This is a genomic window from Actinophytocola sp. (assembly GCF_050699935.1).
GTDB lineage: Bacteria > Actinomycetota > Actinomycetes > Mycobacteriales > Pseudonocardiaceae > Actinophytocola.
The window spans coordinates 23,320-38,867 of record NZ_JBOHGB010000060.1 but is presented as its reverse complement, the minus strand read 5'-3'; the positions used below and the strand labels follow the sequence as shown (position 1 = coordinate 38,867).

Genomic DNA, 15,548 nt, shown 5'->3' with positions numbered 1-15,548 from the left:
CCGCCGGCCGAACCCGCGACCGCGCCGCGCACCGAACCCGCCGCCGCGCGACGCGAAGTGCCCAAGACCGAACCCGCGGAGCCAACAGCCGAGCCCACTACCGAGCCCGCGGCCGCGTCGGCCGGCCAGGGGCGCATCGACGCGGTCGGCATCAGGCGGGCCTGGTCCGCCGTGCTGGAGAAGGTTCGGGAGGCCAGCCGCAGCACGGAGGCCATGCTCACCAACGCGAGCGTGCAGTCCGTCGAGGGCGACACGGTGACCATCGGGCACACCGCCGCGCCCCTCGCCCGCCGGCTCGCCGAGGCCCGCAACGTCGACGCGATCGCGGACGCGCTCGAGGCCGTGTTCGGCGGCACCTGGCACGTCCGCTGCGTGCATGCCGACCAGAGTGGGCCGGGGGCGGCCGCCGCGCCCAGGCCCGCGAGGGCCGAGCCGCCGACCTACCAACGTCCGACCCAGCCGGCGCCCAAGCCGGCCGCCCAGCCGGCGCGCGAGCAACGGCCCACGGCCCCGCCGGAGCGGGCCGACGAGCCGCCACTCCCGCCGGAGCCCCCGGACGACGAGGACTATTACTCCGCCGGCGGTCCGGAACCGGATCCGCCGGCCAACCCGGAGGCCGACATGGTCCGGCTGCTCACCGACAGGCTGGGCGCGCGGCCGCTCGAAACGTAGTCAGGCCAGGTAGACGAGGATGCCGGCGGCGATCGCCGCCGCGTAGGAGCGCTGGCCTGCCGGGCTCGAGAACGCGGCCGCCTCGGCGGCGTTGCGCATGTTGCCGCACTCCACGAGCACCGCCGGCCGCGTCGACAGGTTCAGCCCGCCCAGGTCGTCGCGCGGCGAGAGGCCGTGCGACCCGACGTAGGTCGACAGCGGGAAGCCGGCCGAGGAGAGGCCGTCGCGCATCGTGCGGGCCAGGCGCAGGGACGGCTCGCCCTGCGCGGCGTTGAGCGGCGGTGACGAGTAGGCGACGTGGAACCCGTGCGCCGCCGGGTTGGTCGAGCCGTCCGCGTGGATCGACACGACCGCGTCCGCCGCGGCGTCGTTGCCGACCGCCGCCCGCTCGTTCACACACGGGCCGATGCCCCTGTCGTTCGGGCGGGTGAGCCGGACCTCGATCCCGCGCGCCTCGAGGATGGCGCGGACCCGCACCGCCACGGACCAGGTGAAGGCATGCTCCGGGTAGCCGGCGCCGGTCGCCGTCCCGGTGGTGTTGCACGGCTTGGTCCGCCCGCGCCCCGCCGGCACCAGCTCGTTGATCACGTCGGGGTTCGCCGCGTTGTCGCCGTTGTGCCCCGGGTCTAGCACGACCACGCCGGAGACGGGCGGTGGTGCGGGTTTCGTCGTCCGCGGGGTGGTGCTCGTCGAGCGCGGCACGGTCGAGGGCGGGGGAGCGGTCCGCTGCGCGGTCGCGATGCTCGGCGAGGGCGGTGGAGCGGACGCGGACCCGGCGGTCGAGGTGGCGCAGCCGGCCAGCGTGAGCAGGCACGTCACCACCGCCAGGGATCTGCGCACCGGCTCACCATGCCACACCGCGGACACGGCTACGCTGGGACACGACACCCGAGGAGAGGAGCCCGAGTGCAACCCGGTGGCGTTCCAGACATGCAGCAGATCCTGCAGCAGGCGCAGCAGATGCAGGAACAGCTGATGGCCGCTCAGGAGGAGCTGGCCAACGCCGAGACCACGGGCAGCGCGGGCGGCGGGCTCGTGACCGCGGTGGTCTCCGGCTCGGGTGAGCTGAAGTCGCTGACGATCGACCCGAAGGCGGTCGACCCCGAGGACACCGAGACGCTGGCCGACCTGATCGTGGCGGCCGTGCGCGACGCCAGCAGCAGCGCGCAGCAGCTGGCCGCGGACCGGATGGGTGGGCTCGCCGGTGGGCTGGGCGGGCTCGGCCTGCCGGGCGCGTAGTCGCAGATGTACGAGGGCCCGGTCCAGGACCTGATCGACGAGCTCGGCCGGCTGCCCGGCGTCGGGCCGAAAAGCGCCCAGCGGATCGCGTTCCACCTGCTCGGCGCCGATCCGGTCGACGTGACCCGGCTGCAGGAGGCCCTGCAGCGGGTCAAGGAGGGCGTGGTCTTCTGCGACATCTGCGGCAACGTCTCCGAGGAGGCGACCTGCCGCATCTGCCGCGACGCCCGCCGCGACCCGAGCTCGGTGTGCGTGGTGGAGGAGCCGAAGGACGTGCTCGCCATCGAGCGGACGCGCGAGTTCAAGGGCCGCTACCACGTGCTGGGCGGCGCGCTGGACCCGCTGTCCGGCATCGGGCCCGACCAGCTGCGGGTACGGGAGCTGCTCGCGCGCATCTCCGACCAGGAGGTCACCGAGGTGATCCTGGCGACCGACCCGAACACCGAGGGCGAGGCCACCGCCACCTACCTGGTCCGCATGCTGCGTGACTTCCCCGGCCTCGCCGTGACCCGCCTGGCGTCCGGCCTCCCGATGGGCGGCGACCTGGAGTTCGCCGACGAGCTCACCCTCGGCCGGGCTCTCTCCGGCCGCCGCGCGGTGTGAGTGCCCGACCGACACCGTCGCGGCCCGATGACGAACCCGGCGGCCTGAGGCTCGAGCCCGGTCCACCGCGGCTCGGGGCCGTGACGCTCGTGGCGATCGACGGCCCGTCCGGGTCGGGGAAGTCCTCCCTGGCCGACGAGCTCGCCGCCTACCTCGGCGCGACGATCGTTCGCACGGACGACTTCGCCACGTGGGACGACCCCGTCGCGTGGTGGCCCCGCCTGCGCGAGGGCGTCCTAAAGCCCCTCGCCCGCGGCCGGGCGGGTCGGTACACGCGGACCGAATGGACCGGCGGAATGCCCCGTCCGGGCGAGATCATCACTGTCAACCCGCCGAAAGTACTGCTGCTAGAAGGTGTTTCCGCCGGCCGCCGATCGATCAGGCCCGCGTTGTCCGCACTCGTTTGGTGCGAGGTTCCCGACCGCGCAGAGCGACTGGCCCGGGCCGTGGCCCGAGACGGCGAGAGTTCCAGGAAACCGCTTGCTGCCTGGCAGAAGTTCGAGGACGGCTGGTTCGCCGTGGACGACACGAAAGCCGCCGCCAGCCACAGAATGTGATCACGGCCCGGCACAACGTGCATAATCTGCGCTCGTGTTCCCGGATCGTAACCTCACCTGGTTAAACCATGTAGAAGACAGGGGCTATGGTCTGCCACCGAGCGGTGAGATCCCGACAAACCCTGAGGAGCGCGCGATGGCTTACCCGCGATCCGCGCCAACTCGGCCGACAACCGACATCGGGCCGGGGATGGTGCGATTCGCGCTCGACTCCAACCGAGCGCCGGCCGACCACCGGGGTGCCGGGCCGGCGGGGCTGGGCAGCGCATGAGCGCTCCGCTCGACGTGTCGGAGAGCTCGAGCACCTCGACCGATGCGCTCCTGTCTGGAGTCGGCGCCAAGGCGATCCGCGGTCGCTCGCTCGGCCAGATCGCGTTGCTGCGACTCAGGCGCGACCGGGTCGCCGTCGGCGGCGCGGTCGTCATCATCGTCCTGATCCTGATCGCGATCAGCGCGCTGCTCCTGGACCGGGTGTTCGGCGTGATCGAGCCGAACAAGTTCAACGAGGACCTCATCGACGGGTCCACGCTGATCCCCGAGGGCACGTTCGGTGGGATGAGCTGGGACCACCCGCTCGGCGTGGAACCGCTCAACGGCCGGGACATTCTCACCCGCGTCTACACCGGGTCGTGGATCTCGCTGCTCATCGCGTTCTCCGCCACCCTGCTCTCCGTCGTGATCGGTACGACGATGGGCGTCATCGCCGGGTTCTTCGGCGGCTGGGTCGACACGGTGATCAGTCGCACGATGGACGTGTTCCTGGCCATCCCCATCCTGGTGTTCGCCATCGCGCTCGCCGGAGTCGTGCCGGACAACGCCTTCGGGCTGTCCGGCGACGGGCTGCGCATCGTGCTGCTGATCTTCATCATCGGGTTCTTCAGCTGGCCCTACATCGGCCGAATCGTGCGGGGACAGACGCTGTCCCTGCGAGAACGGGAGTTCGTGGACGCCGCCCGCAGCCTCGGCGCGCGGCGTCCGTACATCCTGTTCCGCGAGCTTCTGCCCAACCTGGTGGCGCCGATCCTCGTGTACACGACGTTGATGATTCCGACGAACATCCTGTTCGAGGCGGCGTTGTCGTTCCTGGGTGTCGGTATCCGGCCGCCGACCCCCACCTGGGGCGGCATGCTCTCCGACGCGGTGCGGTACTACACACTGCCCCACTTCATGCTCTGGCCCGGATTGGCGATCTTCATCACCGTTCTGGCGTTCAACCTGTTCGGCGACGGCCTCCGTGACGCCCTAGACCCGCGGTCCAGATGACAAGGCCAGGTCGTGAGTTGACCGGCTTCCCAAGAGATAGGGGTGCATCAGCAAGATGAAACGAAAGCGTCTGATCACCGCGACCGCGGTGAGCGCGGTTGTCGCGTTGGTCGTGTCCGCCTGTGGCGGTGGCGACGGCGATGGCGATGGCAACGGTGGGAACGCCGAGCCCGCGTTCAACGCCGCCGTCGGCAAGATCTACAACCCGTCCGACGAGACGGGCGGGATAATCAAGATGGCCAACAACGGCGACTGGGACTCGCTGGACCCCGGGGAGACCTACTACGGCTATTCCTGGGACTTCCTGCGCCTCTACGGCCGGGCCCTGGTGATGTACAAGATCGCGCCGGGTGAGGAGAGCGGGGAGCTCGTGCCCGACCTCGCGGAGAGCCTCGGCGAGTCCAGCCCGGACGCCAAGACCTGGACGTACAAGATCCGCAAGGGCGTGAAGTACGAGGACGGCACCGAGGTGACCGCCCACGACGTCAAGCACGCGGTGCTGCGGTCCACGGACAAGGAGACCTTCCCCAACGGTCCGGCGTACTGGGAGGGCTTCCTCAACCTGCCCGAGGGCTACCAGGGTCCGTACAAGACGCCTGACATGAACACCGACCAGGCGATCGAGGTCCCGGACGACCAGACGATCATCTTCAAGCTCAAGACACCGTTCTCCGGCATGGACTACCTGGCCCAGCTGCCGCAGACGGTGCCGGTGCCCGAGGACAAGGACAAGGGCGCGCAGTACCGCGAGCACGTGATCTCGACCGGCCCGTACATGTTCGACACCAACGAGCTGGGCAAGCGGTTCACGCTCAAGCGCAACCCGGAGTGGAGCAAGGAGACCGACCCGAACCGCAACCCGCTGCCGGACGGCTTCGACGTCGCGCTGAACGTCAACCAGGACGACATCGACAACCAGCTGATGTCCGGCGACCTGCACGTGCACGTCACCGGCACCGGCCTCGGCTCGGCCGCACAGGGCCGGGTGCTGTCCGACGAGTCCCTCAAGGCGGAGGCCGACAACCCGTATCTCGTGCGCCTCTGGTACACCTCGGTCAACCCGCAGGTGGCGCCGCTGGACAACATCGACTGCCGCAAGGCGATCATGTACGCGACCGATCGCACGGGCTATCAGCGGGCGATGGGCGGTGACGTCGCCGGTGGCGACATCGCCACCCACCTGCTGCCGCCGCAGATCCCTGGCTCGCAGGACTTCGACCTCTACCCGGCCGGCGAGGACAACAAGGGTGACCTCGACAAGGCGAAGCAGCACCTGAAGGACTGCGGGCAGCCCGACGGCTTCGCCACGAACATCACCTACCGCAACGAGCGGCCGCAGGAGAAGGCAGTCGCCGAGGCGTTGCAGCAGTCGCTCAAGCGGGTGGGCATCGAGCTCACGCTCAAGGGCTTCCCGCAGGGTGACTACTTCTCGCAGTACGCCGGCCGCCCGCCCTACGCCAAGCAGAACAACCTCGGCCTCGTCGTCAACGGCTGGGGCGCGGACTGGAACGACGGCTTCGGGTTCCTCTCGCAGATCGTGGACAGCCGGGTGATCCGGGAGACCGGCGGCTCGTCCAACATCAGCGTCCGGATCCCCGAGGTCGACCAGGCGCTGGACGCCGCGCTGGTCGAGCTGGACGAGGGCAAGCGCGAGCAGATCTACGCCGACATCGACAAGCGGGTCATGGAAGAGGCCGTGATCCTGCCCGGTGTCATCGCGAAGGTCCTGCTCTACCGCGGTAAGGGCCTGACCAACGTGTTCATCAACGAGCAGTACGGCTACTACGACTACATGGCCATGGGAGTCGAGCAGTAGTCGTCCGGCCGTAGCGTCTCGTCAGACCGATGACGGCGACCGGTGACCGGCTCGGGACCTCGTTCCGGGCCGGTCACCGACGCCGAACTCGCCCCGTGGAGAGAGCACATTGATCGCGTACATCATCAGGCGGCTCATCGCGGCGGTGGTGCTGCTCTTCGTCGTCAGCGCGGTCACCTTCTCGATCTTCTTCCTCGTGCCGAAGATCGCCGGTGGTGGCCCGGAGAGCCTCGCCTCTCGTTACGTGGGACGGTCGGCCACCGAGGAGACGGTCAAGCTGATCGCCGACCGGCTCGGCTTCTACGACCCCGTCGTCGTCCAGTACGGCAACTGGGTCAAGGGGATCGTCGTCGGGTCCGAGTACGACTACGGCGCGGGTGTCGAGCAGTGCCCGGCGCCGTGCCTCGGCTACTCGTTCATCACCCAGCAGCCGGTGTGGCCGGACCTGCTCGACCGGGCACCGGTGACCCTGTCGCTCGCGGTGGGGGCGGCGGTCATCTGGGTGCTCGCCGGAGTGTCCATCGGAGTGCTCTCCGCGCTCAAGCGGGGCACCATGTTCGACCGGGGCGCGATGGGCGTGGCGCTCGCCGGCGTCTCCCTGCCGATCTTCTTCACCGGTCTGATATCCCTCACGTTCTTCAGCTACACACTGGGGTGGACCGCGCGCGGCGGCAGCTTCACCCCGATCGAGGAGAACCCGGCGGAGTGGGCGTACGCCCTGATCCTCCCGTGGATCACGCTGGCGTTCCTGTTCTCCGCCCAGTACGCGCGCCTGACCAGAGCTGGCATGCTCGAGACGATGGGTGAGGACTACATCCGCACGGCGCGGGCGAAGGGCCTGGCAGAAGGCAGGGTGGTGGTCAAACACGGCCTGCGCGGCGCGCTCACGCCGATCCTGACGATCTTCGGACTCGACGTCGGCCTGCTGCTCGGCGGCGCGGTGCTCACCGAGAGCACCTTCTCGCTCAACGGGCTCGGCAAGTACGCGGTCGATGCGATCAACAACAACGACATCCCGAAGGTCATGGGCGTGGTGCTCTTCGCGGCGACCTTCATCGTGATCGCCAACCTGATCGTGGACCTGCTGTACGCGGTCATCGACCCGAGGGTGCGGACCTCATGACCCAGATTCCTGACGAGCCGCTCGGCGGGGTGGACATCTATGACCGGCCGGCCGAGGGTGTCGGCCCGTTCCTCGAGGTGCTCGACCTGAAGGTGCAGTTCCCGACCGACGACGGCGTGGTCAAGTCGGTCGACGGGCTCTCGTTCCACGTCGACCGCGGCAAGACCCTCGGCATCGTGGGCGAGTCCGGCTCCGGCAAGAGCGTGACCAGCCTGTCGATCATGGGACTGCACAAGGAGGGCACCGCCGAGATCAGCGGTGAGATCATGCTGAACGGCCAGAACCTGGTCGGCATCGACCCGGAACGCGTGCGCGCGCTCCGCGGCAAGAACATGGCGATGATCTTCCAGGACCCGCTGTCGGCCCTGCACCCGTACTACACGGTGGGCAACCAGATCGTCGAGGCGTACCGGATCCACCACGACGTGAGCAAGTCGGTGGCGCGCAAGCACGCCATCGAGATGCTCGACCGGGTCGGCATCCCGAACCCGGGCTCGCGCGTCGACGACTACCCCCACCAGTTCTCCGGCGGCATGCGCCAGCGCGCGATGATCGCGATGGCGCTCTCGTGCGACCCGGAGCTGCTGATCGCGGACGAGCCGACCACCGCGCTGGACGTGACCGTGCAGGCGCAGATCCTCGACCTCATCCGGGACCTGCAGGAGGAGTTCAACTCCGCGGTCATCATCATCACCCACGACCTCGGCGTGGTCGCCGAGCTCGCCGACGACATCCTGGTGATGTACGCGGGCCGCGCGGCCGAGTACGGCACGGCCGACGACATCTTCACCGAGCCGCAGCACCCGTACACCTGGGGGCTGCTCGGCTCGATGCCGCGGTTGGACCGCGAGCGTTCCGAGCGGCTGCTGCCGATCCAGGGCACGCCGCCGAGCCTGATCAACGTGCCGCCCGGGTGCCCGTTCCACCCGCGATGTGCCTACGGCGGGCTGAACAACGGCCTGAGCGAGACCGAGGTGCCGGTGCTGCGTGACGTCGGCGGCGGGCACCACATCGCGTGCCACCTGTCCGCGGAGAACCGGCTGCGGTTGTGGAACGACGAGATCAAGCCGAAGCTGTAGAACGGGGACCGATCGTGACTGCTGAACCCGACCAGGCGACGCCCACCGCGGGCTCGGACCCGGGGGACGAGCTGCTGTCAGTTTCCGGGCTGCGGAAGCACTTCCCGGTCCGGCGCGGGCTGCTGCAGCGCAAGGTCGCGGCGGTGCAGGCCGTCGACGGGCTCGACTTCTCGGTGCGGCGCGGCGAGACGCTGTCGCTGGTGGGCGAGTCCGGCTGCGGCAAGACGACGACGGGCCGGCTGATCACCCGGCTGCTCGAGCCGACCGACGGCAAGATCGTGTTCGACGGCCACGACATCAGCCACATCTCGACCGGCCGGATGCGCCCGCTGCGCCGCGACGTGCAGATGATCTTCCAGGACCCGTACTCGTCGCTGAACCCGCGGCACACGGTCGGCACGATCGTCGGCGCGCCGTTCAAGCTGCAGAAGGTCAAGACGGAGTTCGGCGTCAAGAAGGCCGTGCAGGACCTGCTCGAGCTGGTGGGCCTCTCGCCCGAGCACTACAACCGCTACCCGCACGAGTTCTCCGGCGGCCAGCGCCAGCGCATCGGCATCGCGCGCACGCTGGCGTTGCGCCCGAAGCTGATCGTGGCCGACGAGCCGGTGTCCGCGCTCGACGTGTCCATCCAGGCCCAGGTCGTGAACCTGCTGGAGGACCTGCAGAACGAGCTGGACCTGACGTACGTGATGATCGCGCACGACCTGTCGGTGGTCCGGCACGTGTCCGACCGCGTGGCGGTCATGTACCTGGGCAAGATCGTCGAGCTGGGCGACCGGACCAACGTGTACGAGCGGCCGATGCACCCGTACACGGTGGCGCTGCTGTCCGCGGTCCCGATCCCCGACACCGCACGGCGCCGCCACCGCGAACGGATCCGGCTGGTGGGCGACGTCCCGAGCCCGATCAACCCGCCACCGGCGTGCCGCTTCCACACCCGGTGCTGGAAGGCGCAGGAGATCTGCTCGACCGAGGAGCCCCCGCTGGCCGAGCTGGCGCCGGGCCACCGGGTGGCGTGCCACTTCCCGGAGAACGTCGACCGGCTCACCATCGACCCGTCCGGTGCCGCTTCCCCGGAGTCCGAGTCCACCTCCTGAACGCCCGGCGCTGCCGGAGTCGGGCCGGTCGCCGCGACCCGACCCGAAGGCTCGGACGGCTCAGCGGTGTGCGCGGTTGATCGCCGAGACCACCGCGCGCAGCGACGCCGTGACGATCGAGCTGTGCACGCCCACGCCCCACAGGACCAGGTCGCCGACCGTGCACTCGACATAGGCCGCGGCGCGGGCGTCGTCGCCCGAGGTGAGGGCGTGCTCGGTGTAGTCGAGGACCCGCACGTCGTAGCCGACCGACGCCAGGGCGTCCACGAAGGCCGCGATCGGACCGTTGCCGGAACCGGAGATCTCGTGCCGGTCGCCCTCCACGTCGACCGACGCGGTGATCTCGTCGTGGCCCTCGCCGTCGTCGCTGATGCGCTGCTCGTGCAGGGCCACCGGCGAGGCGAGCTCGAGGTACTCCGAGGAGAAGGTCGACCACATGAGGGCGGGGGAGACCTCGCCGCCCTCGTTGTCGGTGTACTGCTGGATCACCTGGGAGAACTCGATCTGCAGCCGGCGCGGCAGGTCGAGCTGGTGCTCGGTCTTCATCACGTAGGCCACGCCGCCCTTGCCGGACTGCGAGTTAACCCGGATGACCGCCTCGTAGGTCCGGCCGACGTCCTTCGGGTCGATCGGCAGGTACGGCACCTCCCACGGGTGCTCGTCGACCGGCCGGCCGGCGCGGGTCGCCTGCTCCTGGAGGTGGTCGAAGCCCTTCTTGATCGCGTCCTGGTGCGAGCCGGAGAAGGCGGTGAACACCAGGTCGCCGCCCCACGGGTGCCGCTCGCCGACCGGCAGCTGGTTGCAGTACTCGACCGTGCGCCGGATCTCGTCGATGTCGGAGAAGTCGATCTGCGGGTCGATGCCCTGGCTGAACACGTTCATGCCGAGCGTCACCAGGCAGACGTTGCCGGTCCGCTCGCCGTTGCCGAACAGGCACCCCTCGATCCGGTCCGCGCCCGCCTGGTAGCCCAGCTCGGCGGCGGCCACCGCGGTGCCGCGGTCGTTGTGTGGGTGCAGCGAGAGCACGACCGAGTCGCGGCGCTCCAGGTTGCGGTGCATCCACTCGATCGAGTCGGCGTACACGTTCGGCGTCGCCATCTCCACCGTCGCCGGCAGGTTGATGATCGCCGGACGGTCCACAGTGGGCTGCCAGACGTCGGTGACCGCGTTGCACACCTCGACCGCGTAGGACAGCTCGGTCCCGGTGTAGGACTCCGGCGAGTACTCGAACCGGAAGTCGGTGTCGGAGTTCTTCTGGGCGTACTCGAGCACCATCTCCGCCGCCGAGGTGGCGATCTTCTTGATGCCCTCGCGTTCCTCGCGGAAGACCACGCGCCGCTGCAGGATCGACGTCGAGTTGTAGATGTGGACGATCGCCCTGTTCGCGCCCTGCAGCGCCTCGAAGGTCCGCTCGATCAGCTCCGGTCGGCACTGCGAGAGCACCTGGATCGACACGTCGTCGGGTACCGCGCCGTCGGCGATGATCTCGCGGACGAAGTCGAAGTCGGTCTGGGACGCGGCGGGGAAGCCGACCTCGATCTCCTTGTAGCCCATGCCTACGAGCAGCTCGAACATCCTCCGCTTGCGCGCGGGCGACATCGGGTCGATCAGCGCCTGGTTCCCGTCCCGCAGGTCGACCGCGCACCACTGCGGCGCGCGGCTGATCGCCTTGTCCGGCCAGGTGCGGTCGGGCAGCGAGACCGGCTCGACGAGCTCGGCGAACGGGCGGTAGCGGTGCACGGGCATGGTCGTGCCGCGCTGGGTGTTCCAGGCGGGCTGGCCGGCGGGCGCCGGGCGGGACGGCACGCTGATTCTGCTGTGCGCGGCACGCTGAGTGTCCTGAATGGTCATGATGTGGGGTTCTCCTGGCCGGTCCGGGTGCTGACTCTTGACCGGCACGGCGTCGCCCCGCGGCGGGGAGCCGGTCTGGTCAGGCCCCGTCGCGGCGAGGAAGGAGGAGAACACGCGCCACGGGCGTCAGCGTAGCGAGCGGGTCCACCCACGGGAAATCACGTTCCACATAGTGGGCCGATCGGCGTAGCACGTTAGTTAGTCACCCACACGTGTTTCGGCACGGGCAGACCCGGGCACCCGATGTCATGGCTACACGTAGATGGACCGTCGGCACAGGCCGAGGCACCGCGGCGCGAGTCGTTTCCAGCGTCGGTGGACTGTTCGCGTTGATCGAGGTCGTCTACATCCTGATGCTCCTCTTCAACGCGAACACGGCGAACCCGTTCTTCCAGTTCGTCCGGACGCTCGCCGAACCGCTCGCGCTCTTCTTCCCCGGCCTGTTCAACTTCGCCAACGACAACCTCGACATCATCGTGAACTACGGCCTGGCGGCCGTGTTCTGGGTCGTCGTCGCGGGTGTCATCGCCCGGCTGGTCGGCCCGTAAAGCCTCCGTAACCGTTGCCTACCGGCTGGTAGTCAGGCGGGGGTGAACGTGTCAGACTTCCCACCATGGCCGCGCGAGCCGAGCGTCCCGAGGACGTCGAGCAGGCATCCCGACAGCGTCGCAGCGCTGGCGAGGTGCGCGCGTCCGTGGTGGGTGTGCTGGCCGGCCTGGTCCGCTGGGTCGGGCTGGTCTTCGCGATCATCCTCGTCGTCCACGTGCTGCTGACCGTGGGCAACGCCAACCCGGACAACGGGATCACGGTGTTCTTCGCCGACGCCGCGGATCCGCTGGCCCTGGCGTTCCGCAACCTCTTCACCCCCGAGAACGCCGAGCTGCGCGTGCTCGTCAACTACGGCCTCGCCGCACTGTTCTGGCTCGTCGTCTCGGCCGTGCTCGCCCGGCTCATCCGCAGGCTCGGCTAGCCGTATAGAACGTGTTCTAACATGGCCGGGTGCCGCAGCTGGTCGAGTTCCCGGCCGAGCTGCCGCGTAACCCGTCCGGCAAGGTCCTCAAGCTACTCCTCCGTCAGCGCAGCCACCGCCGGTGTCCGCGCGCCGCGAGCCGGGCCCAGGCCTCGGTGAACCGCCGCCCCGCGTCGCGGGCGCGGGCGTGCTGGCGCTCGTGGAGCAACCCGAACGTGAACCCGTTCTCGCCGGCGCCGTGCGCCTGCGCGCCGAGCTCGCGCAGCAGCGGCCGGACGACGACGGTGTCCTGGTGCTCGCCGAGGATCCGGGTGACCAGGCGAGCGCGCTCGCGGGTCCGGTCCGCCTTCGCGCCGAGCGCCGGCACCGCGACCTCGGCCGCGTAGCGCAGCCGCTTCGCCGCCTTGCGCACCTCGTGCAGGGCCTCGTCGCCGCCGTCCAGCTTGGCGACCGTGCGCGCGGTCCGGCGGTAGGCCCGCCGCACGTGCTTCGGCAGCTCCCGGCGAGCCGGCCGGCCGGCGCGTTCCGTCAGCGGCGGGTCGGTCACGACGCGGTCGAGCCGGTCGAGCAGGGCCAGGTACCGCTTCGTGCCCAGCGTCCGCGTCACGGCGCGCCGCGCCTGCGCCCGGGCGGGCGAGAAGTGCCTGGTGAGCCGCGCGGCCACGGGACCGACGACGAGCTCGTCGGGCAGCCCGGCGACGGTCTCGGTGAGGTCGGCCTCCATCACCTCCAGGTCACGTGCGGGCCCGAGGCGCGTGCCGAGCCACGCCAGCTCGGCCCGCAGCCGGTCGGCCCGCTCCCGGTCGAGCAGCCCGCGGTACGCCCGCAGGGCGGCTCGCAGCCGCCGGGTCGCCACCCGCATCCGGTGCACGGCGTCCGGGTTGTCGTGCCGGGCCAGCAGATCGTTGCGCAGCAACGCATCCACCTGCCCGGACAGGTACGCGGTGAGCTGGTCGCCGGCGGCGGAGCCGGGCTCCCCGGCGTGCGGCGGTGCCAGCACCCGGGCCAGCTTCGAGCCGTGGTCCGCTCGCCGCAGGCCCGCCTCGCGCAGCCGGCCCTCCACCCGGTCCAGCAGCCCGGCATCGGCCGCCTCCGCCAGCTCCACCTCGACCTCGCGCCATCTGTCCATTGTGGATGATGTGAGGTTCTCGGCCTCGACGCGGTCGTCGGTCAGCTCGGCGAGCGGGGACCCCGCGTCGTCCGCGAGCTGCCAGCTCGTCCGGTGGGTCACGATGCGCGCGACCGGGATGAGCGGCACGCCCCGGCTGTAGCCGAGGGTGAGGTCGACCAGGTCGCCGGGCGGTGTGTTGGCGCGGCCGAGCGGGAAGTGGAGCTCCTCGCGGGTGTCCGTGCCCGCCGGGATCTTGAGGTGCCAGCCGGCGTCCTGGCCGCCCGTGCGCTTGCGCAGCGTGATGCCCGCACGGATCAGGCGCAGGTTGATGGTGTCGTAGTAGACGGCCACCAGCTTCGCCGCACGAGGGCCGGTCGAGGTGCCCATCCCGGCGAGCGACGGCGGCGGGGCGTGCGGAGCGAGCTCGTACTTGCGTTCCCGCTCGGTGTGCGCTCGCCCCGCCGCCATGGTTCATGGCTACCGCACGACGGCCACCGTGTCACCCGGCTGCAACCGGTTGAAGAACCTCTTGGCGGCCGCCCGGGACAGGTGCACGCAGCCATGCGACCGCACCGCGAGGCTCCCCTCGTGGAACGCGATGCCGTCGTTGGTGAAGAACACCGAGTACGGCATCGGCGCGTCGTAGGCCTGGCTCCAGTGATCGATGTCCTTCCAGGTCACCCGGAAGATGCCCGGCGGCGTCCGGTATCCAGGCTTGCCCGTCGTGATCCGCACCGCGCCGTAGGTGACGTGGCCCTTGTCGTCCATGAGCCAGGCCTTCTTGGCGCTCAGGTCGACACACGCCGCCACCCGGCGACCGCACGGCGCCGGTGACGCCGCAGCCGTGGCCGGCGTGACGACCAGTACGACCGACGCCAGCGCCGCCACGCCGGCGACCATGCTCAGGATCTTCCGAAGCTTCCCCATGGTGGACCTCCCGTTGTGTGGTTACGTGTTACCACGAACGGGCGCCATCTAGTCACGCAGTGTCAGGCCGTCGAAGATCAGCGTCAGGTAGTGGTCCGCGAGCTCGTCGGCCGACAGCGGACCGTCCCGCCGGAACCAGTGCACCGCCACCCACACCGAGTCGCGCAGGAACCGGTACGTGACAACGGGATCCAGGTCCGCGCGGAAGTCCCCGGTCTCGACACCGTCGCGCAGCACGGTGATCGCGGCGCGGTGTTCGGACAGCGACCGGATCGAGGCACGCACGAGCTCGCGCAGCGTGGCCGCGGGCGGGCCGCCGGCCTCGACGATCGTGCGGTAGGTGGCGAGCAGCTCGTCGAGGTAGCTGGACAGTAGCTCGTCGAGGATCGTCTCCTTGGCGTCGAAGTGGTGGTAGAGGCTGCCGGACTAGCAAGGTTCCTCGTCGACGCGGTCCGCACACGGGTGGGCCGGCGCGGCGGTGGTCTCGCCGCGGGCCACCCGGCCGACCTGGGCGCGCACGGCTGCGGGAGCTGTTCGCCCGGGTGCCGCTCGACCCGGCGGTGGTCGACGAGGTGATCTTCGGGTGCGTGGACACGATCGGGCCGCGGGCCGGTGACGTGGCGCGGACCTGCTGGCTCGCGGCGAGCCTGCCCGCGGAGGTGCCGGGGTGACCGTCGACCGGCAGTGCGGGTCCTCGCAGCAGGCGGAGTGGGACGACGTGGTTGCGGGTGCACCTGAAGGCCCATTTCCTCACCATGCGCCACGCCGCCGCCGCGCACTGGCGCGCGCTCGCGAAGTCCGGCGCGGCCGTCGACGCCCGGGTGATCAACACCAGCTCCGGCGCCGGCCTGTGGGGCAGCGTCGGCCAGTCGAACTACTCCGCGGCGAAAGGCCGGCATCCTCGGCCTGACCCTGGTCGCGGCCGCCGAGCCGGCTCACTACGGGGGTGACCGTGAACGCGATCGCCCCGTCGGCCCGGACCCGGATTACCGAGGAGCTCTACCCCGACCTGCCGGGTCCCGATGACGTGGCGTCCCTGGTCGTCTGGCTGGGCAGCGCCGAGTCGGCCCACGTGACGGGCCGCGTGTTCGAAGTGGAGGGCGACCGCCTGACGATCGTCAACGGCCACACCCCGGGGTCCCACCACCCGCCGCGACCCGGCCGACGTCGGCTAAGCCGTGGCCGCGCTCCTCGCCGACGCCCCCGGCACGACCCCCGTGTACGGCACCTAGACGCGCCC

16 protein-coding genes and 2 pseudogenes are annotated in these 15,548 nt (G+C 70.3%); 13 read left to right on the top strand and 5 right to left on the bottom strand.

The window, feature by feature from the left end; all coding sequences use genetic code 11:
• Positions 1-672 (top strand): annotated as a pseudogene (locus ACRDTB_RS20090) (DNA polymerase III subunit gamma/tau); the annotation flags it as partial.
• Here the strand turns inward: ACRDTB_RS20090 and ACRDTB_RS20085 are convergent.
• Positions 673-1,512 carry an N-acetylmuramoyl-L-alanine amidase gene (locus ACRDTB_RS20085; RefSeq protein ID WP_431432417.1) on the bottom strand — a complete coding sequence of 280 codons (840 nt, stop codon included), beginning with the start codon at positions 1,510-1,512 and terminating at the stop codon, positions 673-675. It abuts the pseudogene before it with no gap.
• A gap of 90 nt (positions 1,513-1,602) precedes the next feature.
• Between ACRDTB_RS20085 and ACRDTB_RS20080 the strand changes: the two genes are divergently transcribed.
• The 8 genes from ACRDTB_RS20080 to ACRDTB_RS20045 all read left to right on the top strand — a co-directional run bounded on the left by ACRDTB_RS20080 (position 1,603) and on the right by ACRDTB_RS20045 (position 9,449).
• A complete protein-coding gene (locus ACRDTB_RS20080; RefSeq protein WP_431432414.1) occupies positions 1,603-1,911 on the top strand; it encodes a YbaB/EbfC family nucleoid-associated protein in 309 nt (102 codons plus the stop codon).
• Between the two features lie 6 nt (positions 1,912-1,917).
• Positions 1,918-2,514 carry a recombination mediator RecR gene (recR, locus tag ACRDTB_RS20075; protein ID WP_431432412.1) on the top strand — a complete coding sequence of 199 codons (597 nt, stop codon included), beginning with the start codon at positions 1,918-1,920 and terminating at the stop codon, positions 2,512-2,514.
• An 80-nt stretch (positions 2,515-2,594) separates the two neighbouring features.
• Complete coding sequence (locus tag ACRDTB_RS20070; protein WP_431432410.1) at positions 2,595-3,071, top strand: uridine kinase family protein; 477 nt, start codon at positions 2,595-2,597, stop codon at positions 3,069-3,071.
• Between the two features lie 267 nt (positions 3,072-3,338).
• Entirely contained in the window at positions 3,339-4,334 is a 996-nt protein-coding gene (locus ACRDTB_RS20065) for an ABC transporter permease (protein ID WP_431432408.1), read from the top strand.
• A 55-nt stretch (positions 4,335-4,389) separates the two neighbouring features.
• The gene (locus ACRDTB_RS20060; protein ID WP_431432407.1) at positions 4,390-6,150 is read left to right on the top strand and encodes an ABC transporter substrate-binding protein; all 1,761 of its coding nucleotides are present in this window, start codon (positions 4,390-4,392) and stop codon (positions 6,148-6,150) included.
• A gap of 109 nt (positions 6,151-6,259) precedes the next feature.
• Positions 6,260-7,273, top strand: a complete 1,014-nt coding sequence (locus ACRDTB_RS20055; protein WP_431432405.1) for an ABC transporter permease — start codon at positions 6,260-6,262, stop codon at positions 7,271-7,273.
• A complete protein-coding gene (locus ACRDTB_RS20050; RefSeq protein WP_431432403.1) occupies positions 7,270-8,352 on the top strand; it encodes an ABC transporter ATP-binding protein in 1,083 nt (360 codons plus the stop codon). The genes ACRDTB_RS20055 and ACRDTB_RS20050 overlap by 4 nt, the downstream gene beginning before the upstream one ends.
• 14 nt (positions 8,353-8,366) lie before the next feature.
• A complete protein-coding gene (locus ACRDTB_RS20045) occupies positions 8,367-9,449 on the top strand; it encodes an ABC transporter ATP-binding protein (RefSeq protein WP_431432402.1) in 1,083 nt (360 codons plus the stop codon).
• 60 nt (positions 9,450-9,509) lie between these two features.
• Here ACRDTB_RS20045 and leuA read toward each other — a convergent pair whose 3' ends face one another.
• Positions 9,510-11,300 (bottom strand): 2-isopropylmalate synthase, encoded by a 1,791-nt coding sequence (gene leuA, locus ACRDTB_RS20040; protein WP_431432400.1) that lies wholly within the window; start codon positions 11,298-11,300, stop codon positions 9,510-9,512.
• Positions 11,301-11,629: 329 nt separating this feature from the next.
• On the opposite strand from leuA, the gene ACRDTB_RS20035 reads away from it, so the two are divergent.
• Entirely contained in the window at positions 11,630-11,848 is a 219-nt protein-coding gene (locus ACRDTB_RS20035; protein WP_431432398.1) for a hypothetical protein, read from the top strand.
• A 65-nt stretch (positions 11,849-11,913) separates the two neighbouring features.
• On the top strand, positions 11,914-12,270 hold the full coding sequence (locus ACRDTB_RS20030) for a hypothetical protein (RefSeq protein ID WP_431432396.1): 357 nt from the start codon (positions 11,914-11,916) through the stop codon (positions 12,268-12,270).
• A 103-nt stretch (positions 12,271-12,373) separates the two neighbouring features.
• Here the strand turns inward: ACRDTB_RS20030 and ACRDTB_RS20025 are convergent, their stop codons facing one another.
• Genes ACRDTB_RS20025 through ACRDTB_RS20015 form a run of 3 tightly spaced genes read right to left on the bottom strand, consistent with a single transcriptional unit; the run spans position 12,374 to position 14,593 of the window.
• Entirely contained in the window at positions 12,374-13,849 is a 1,476-nt protein-coding gene (locus ACRDTB_RS20025) for a CHAD domain-containing protein (protein WP_431432394.1), read from the bottom strand.
• Between the two features lie 9 nt (positions 13,850-13,858).
• On the bottom strand, positions 13,859-14,308 hold the full coding sequence (locus tag ACRDTB_RS20020; protein WP_431432393.1) for a L,D-transpeptidase: 450 nt from the start codon (positions 14,306-14,308) through the stop codon (positions 13,859-13,861).
• A gap of 48 nt (positions 14,309-14,356) precedes the next feature.
• Entirely contained in the window at positions 14,357-14,593 is a 237-nt protein-coding gene (locus tag ACRDTB_RS20015; RefSeq protein ID WP_431432391.1) for a hypothetical protein, read from the bottom strand.
• Positions 14,594-14,716: 123 nt separating this feature from the next.
• On the opposite strand from ACRDTB_RS20015, the pseudogene ACRDTB_RS20010 reads away from it, so the two are divergent.
• Positions 14,717-15,014 (top strand): annotated as a pseudogene (locus tag ACRDTB_RS20010) (acetyl-CoA C-acetyltransferase); the annotation flags it as partial.
• 22 nt (positions 15,015-15,036) lie between these two features.
• Positions 15,037-15,258, top strand: a complete 222-nt coding sequence (locus tag ACRDTB_RS20005; protein ID WP_431432419.1) for a hypothetical protein — start codon at positions 15,037-15,039, stop codon at positions 15,256-15,258.
• Positions 15,259-15,548: the final 290 nt, after the last annotated feature.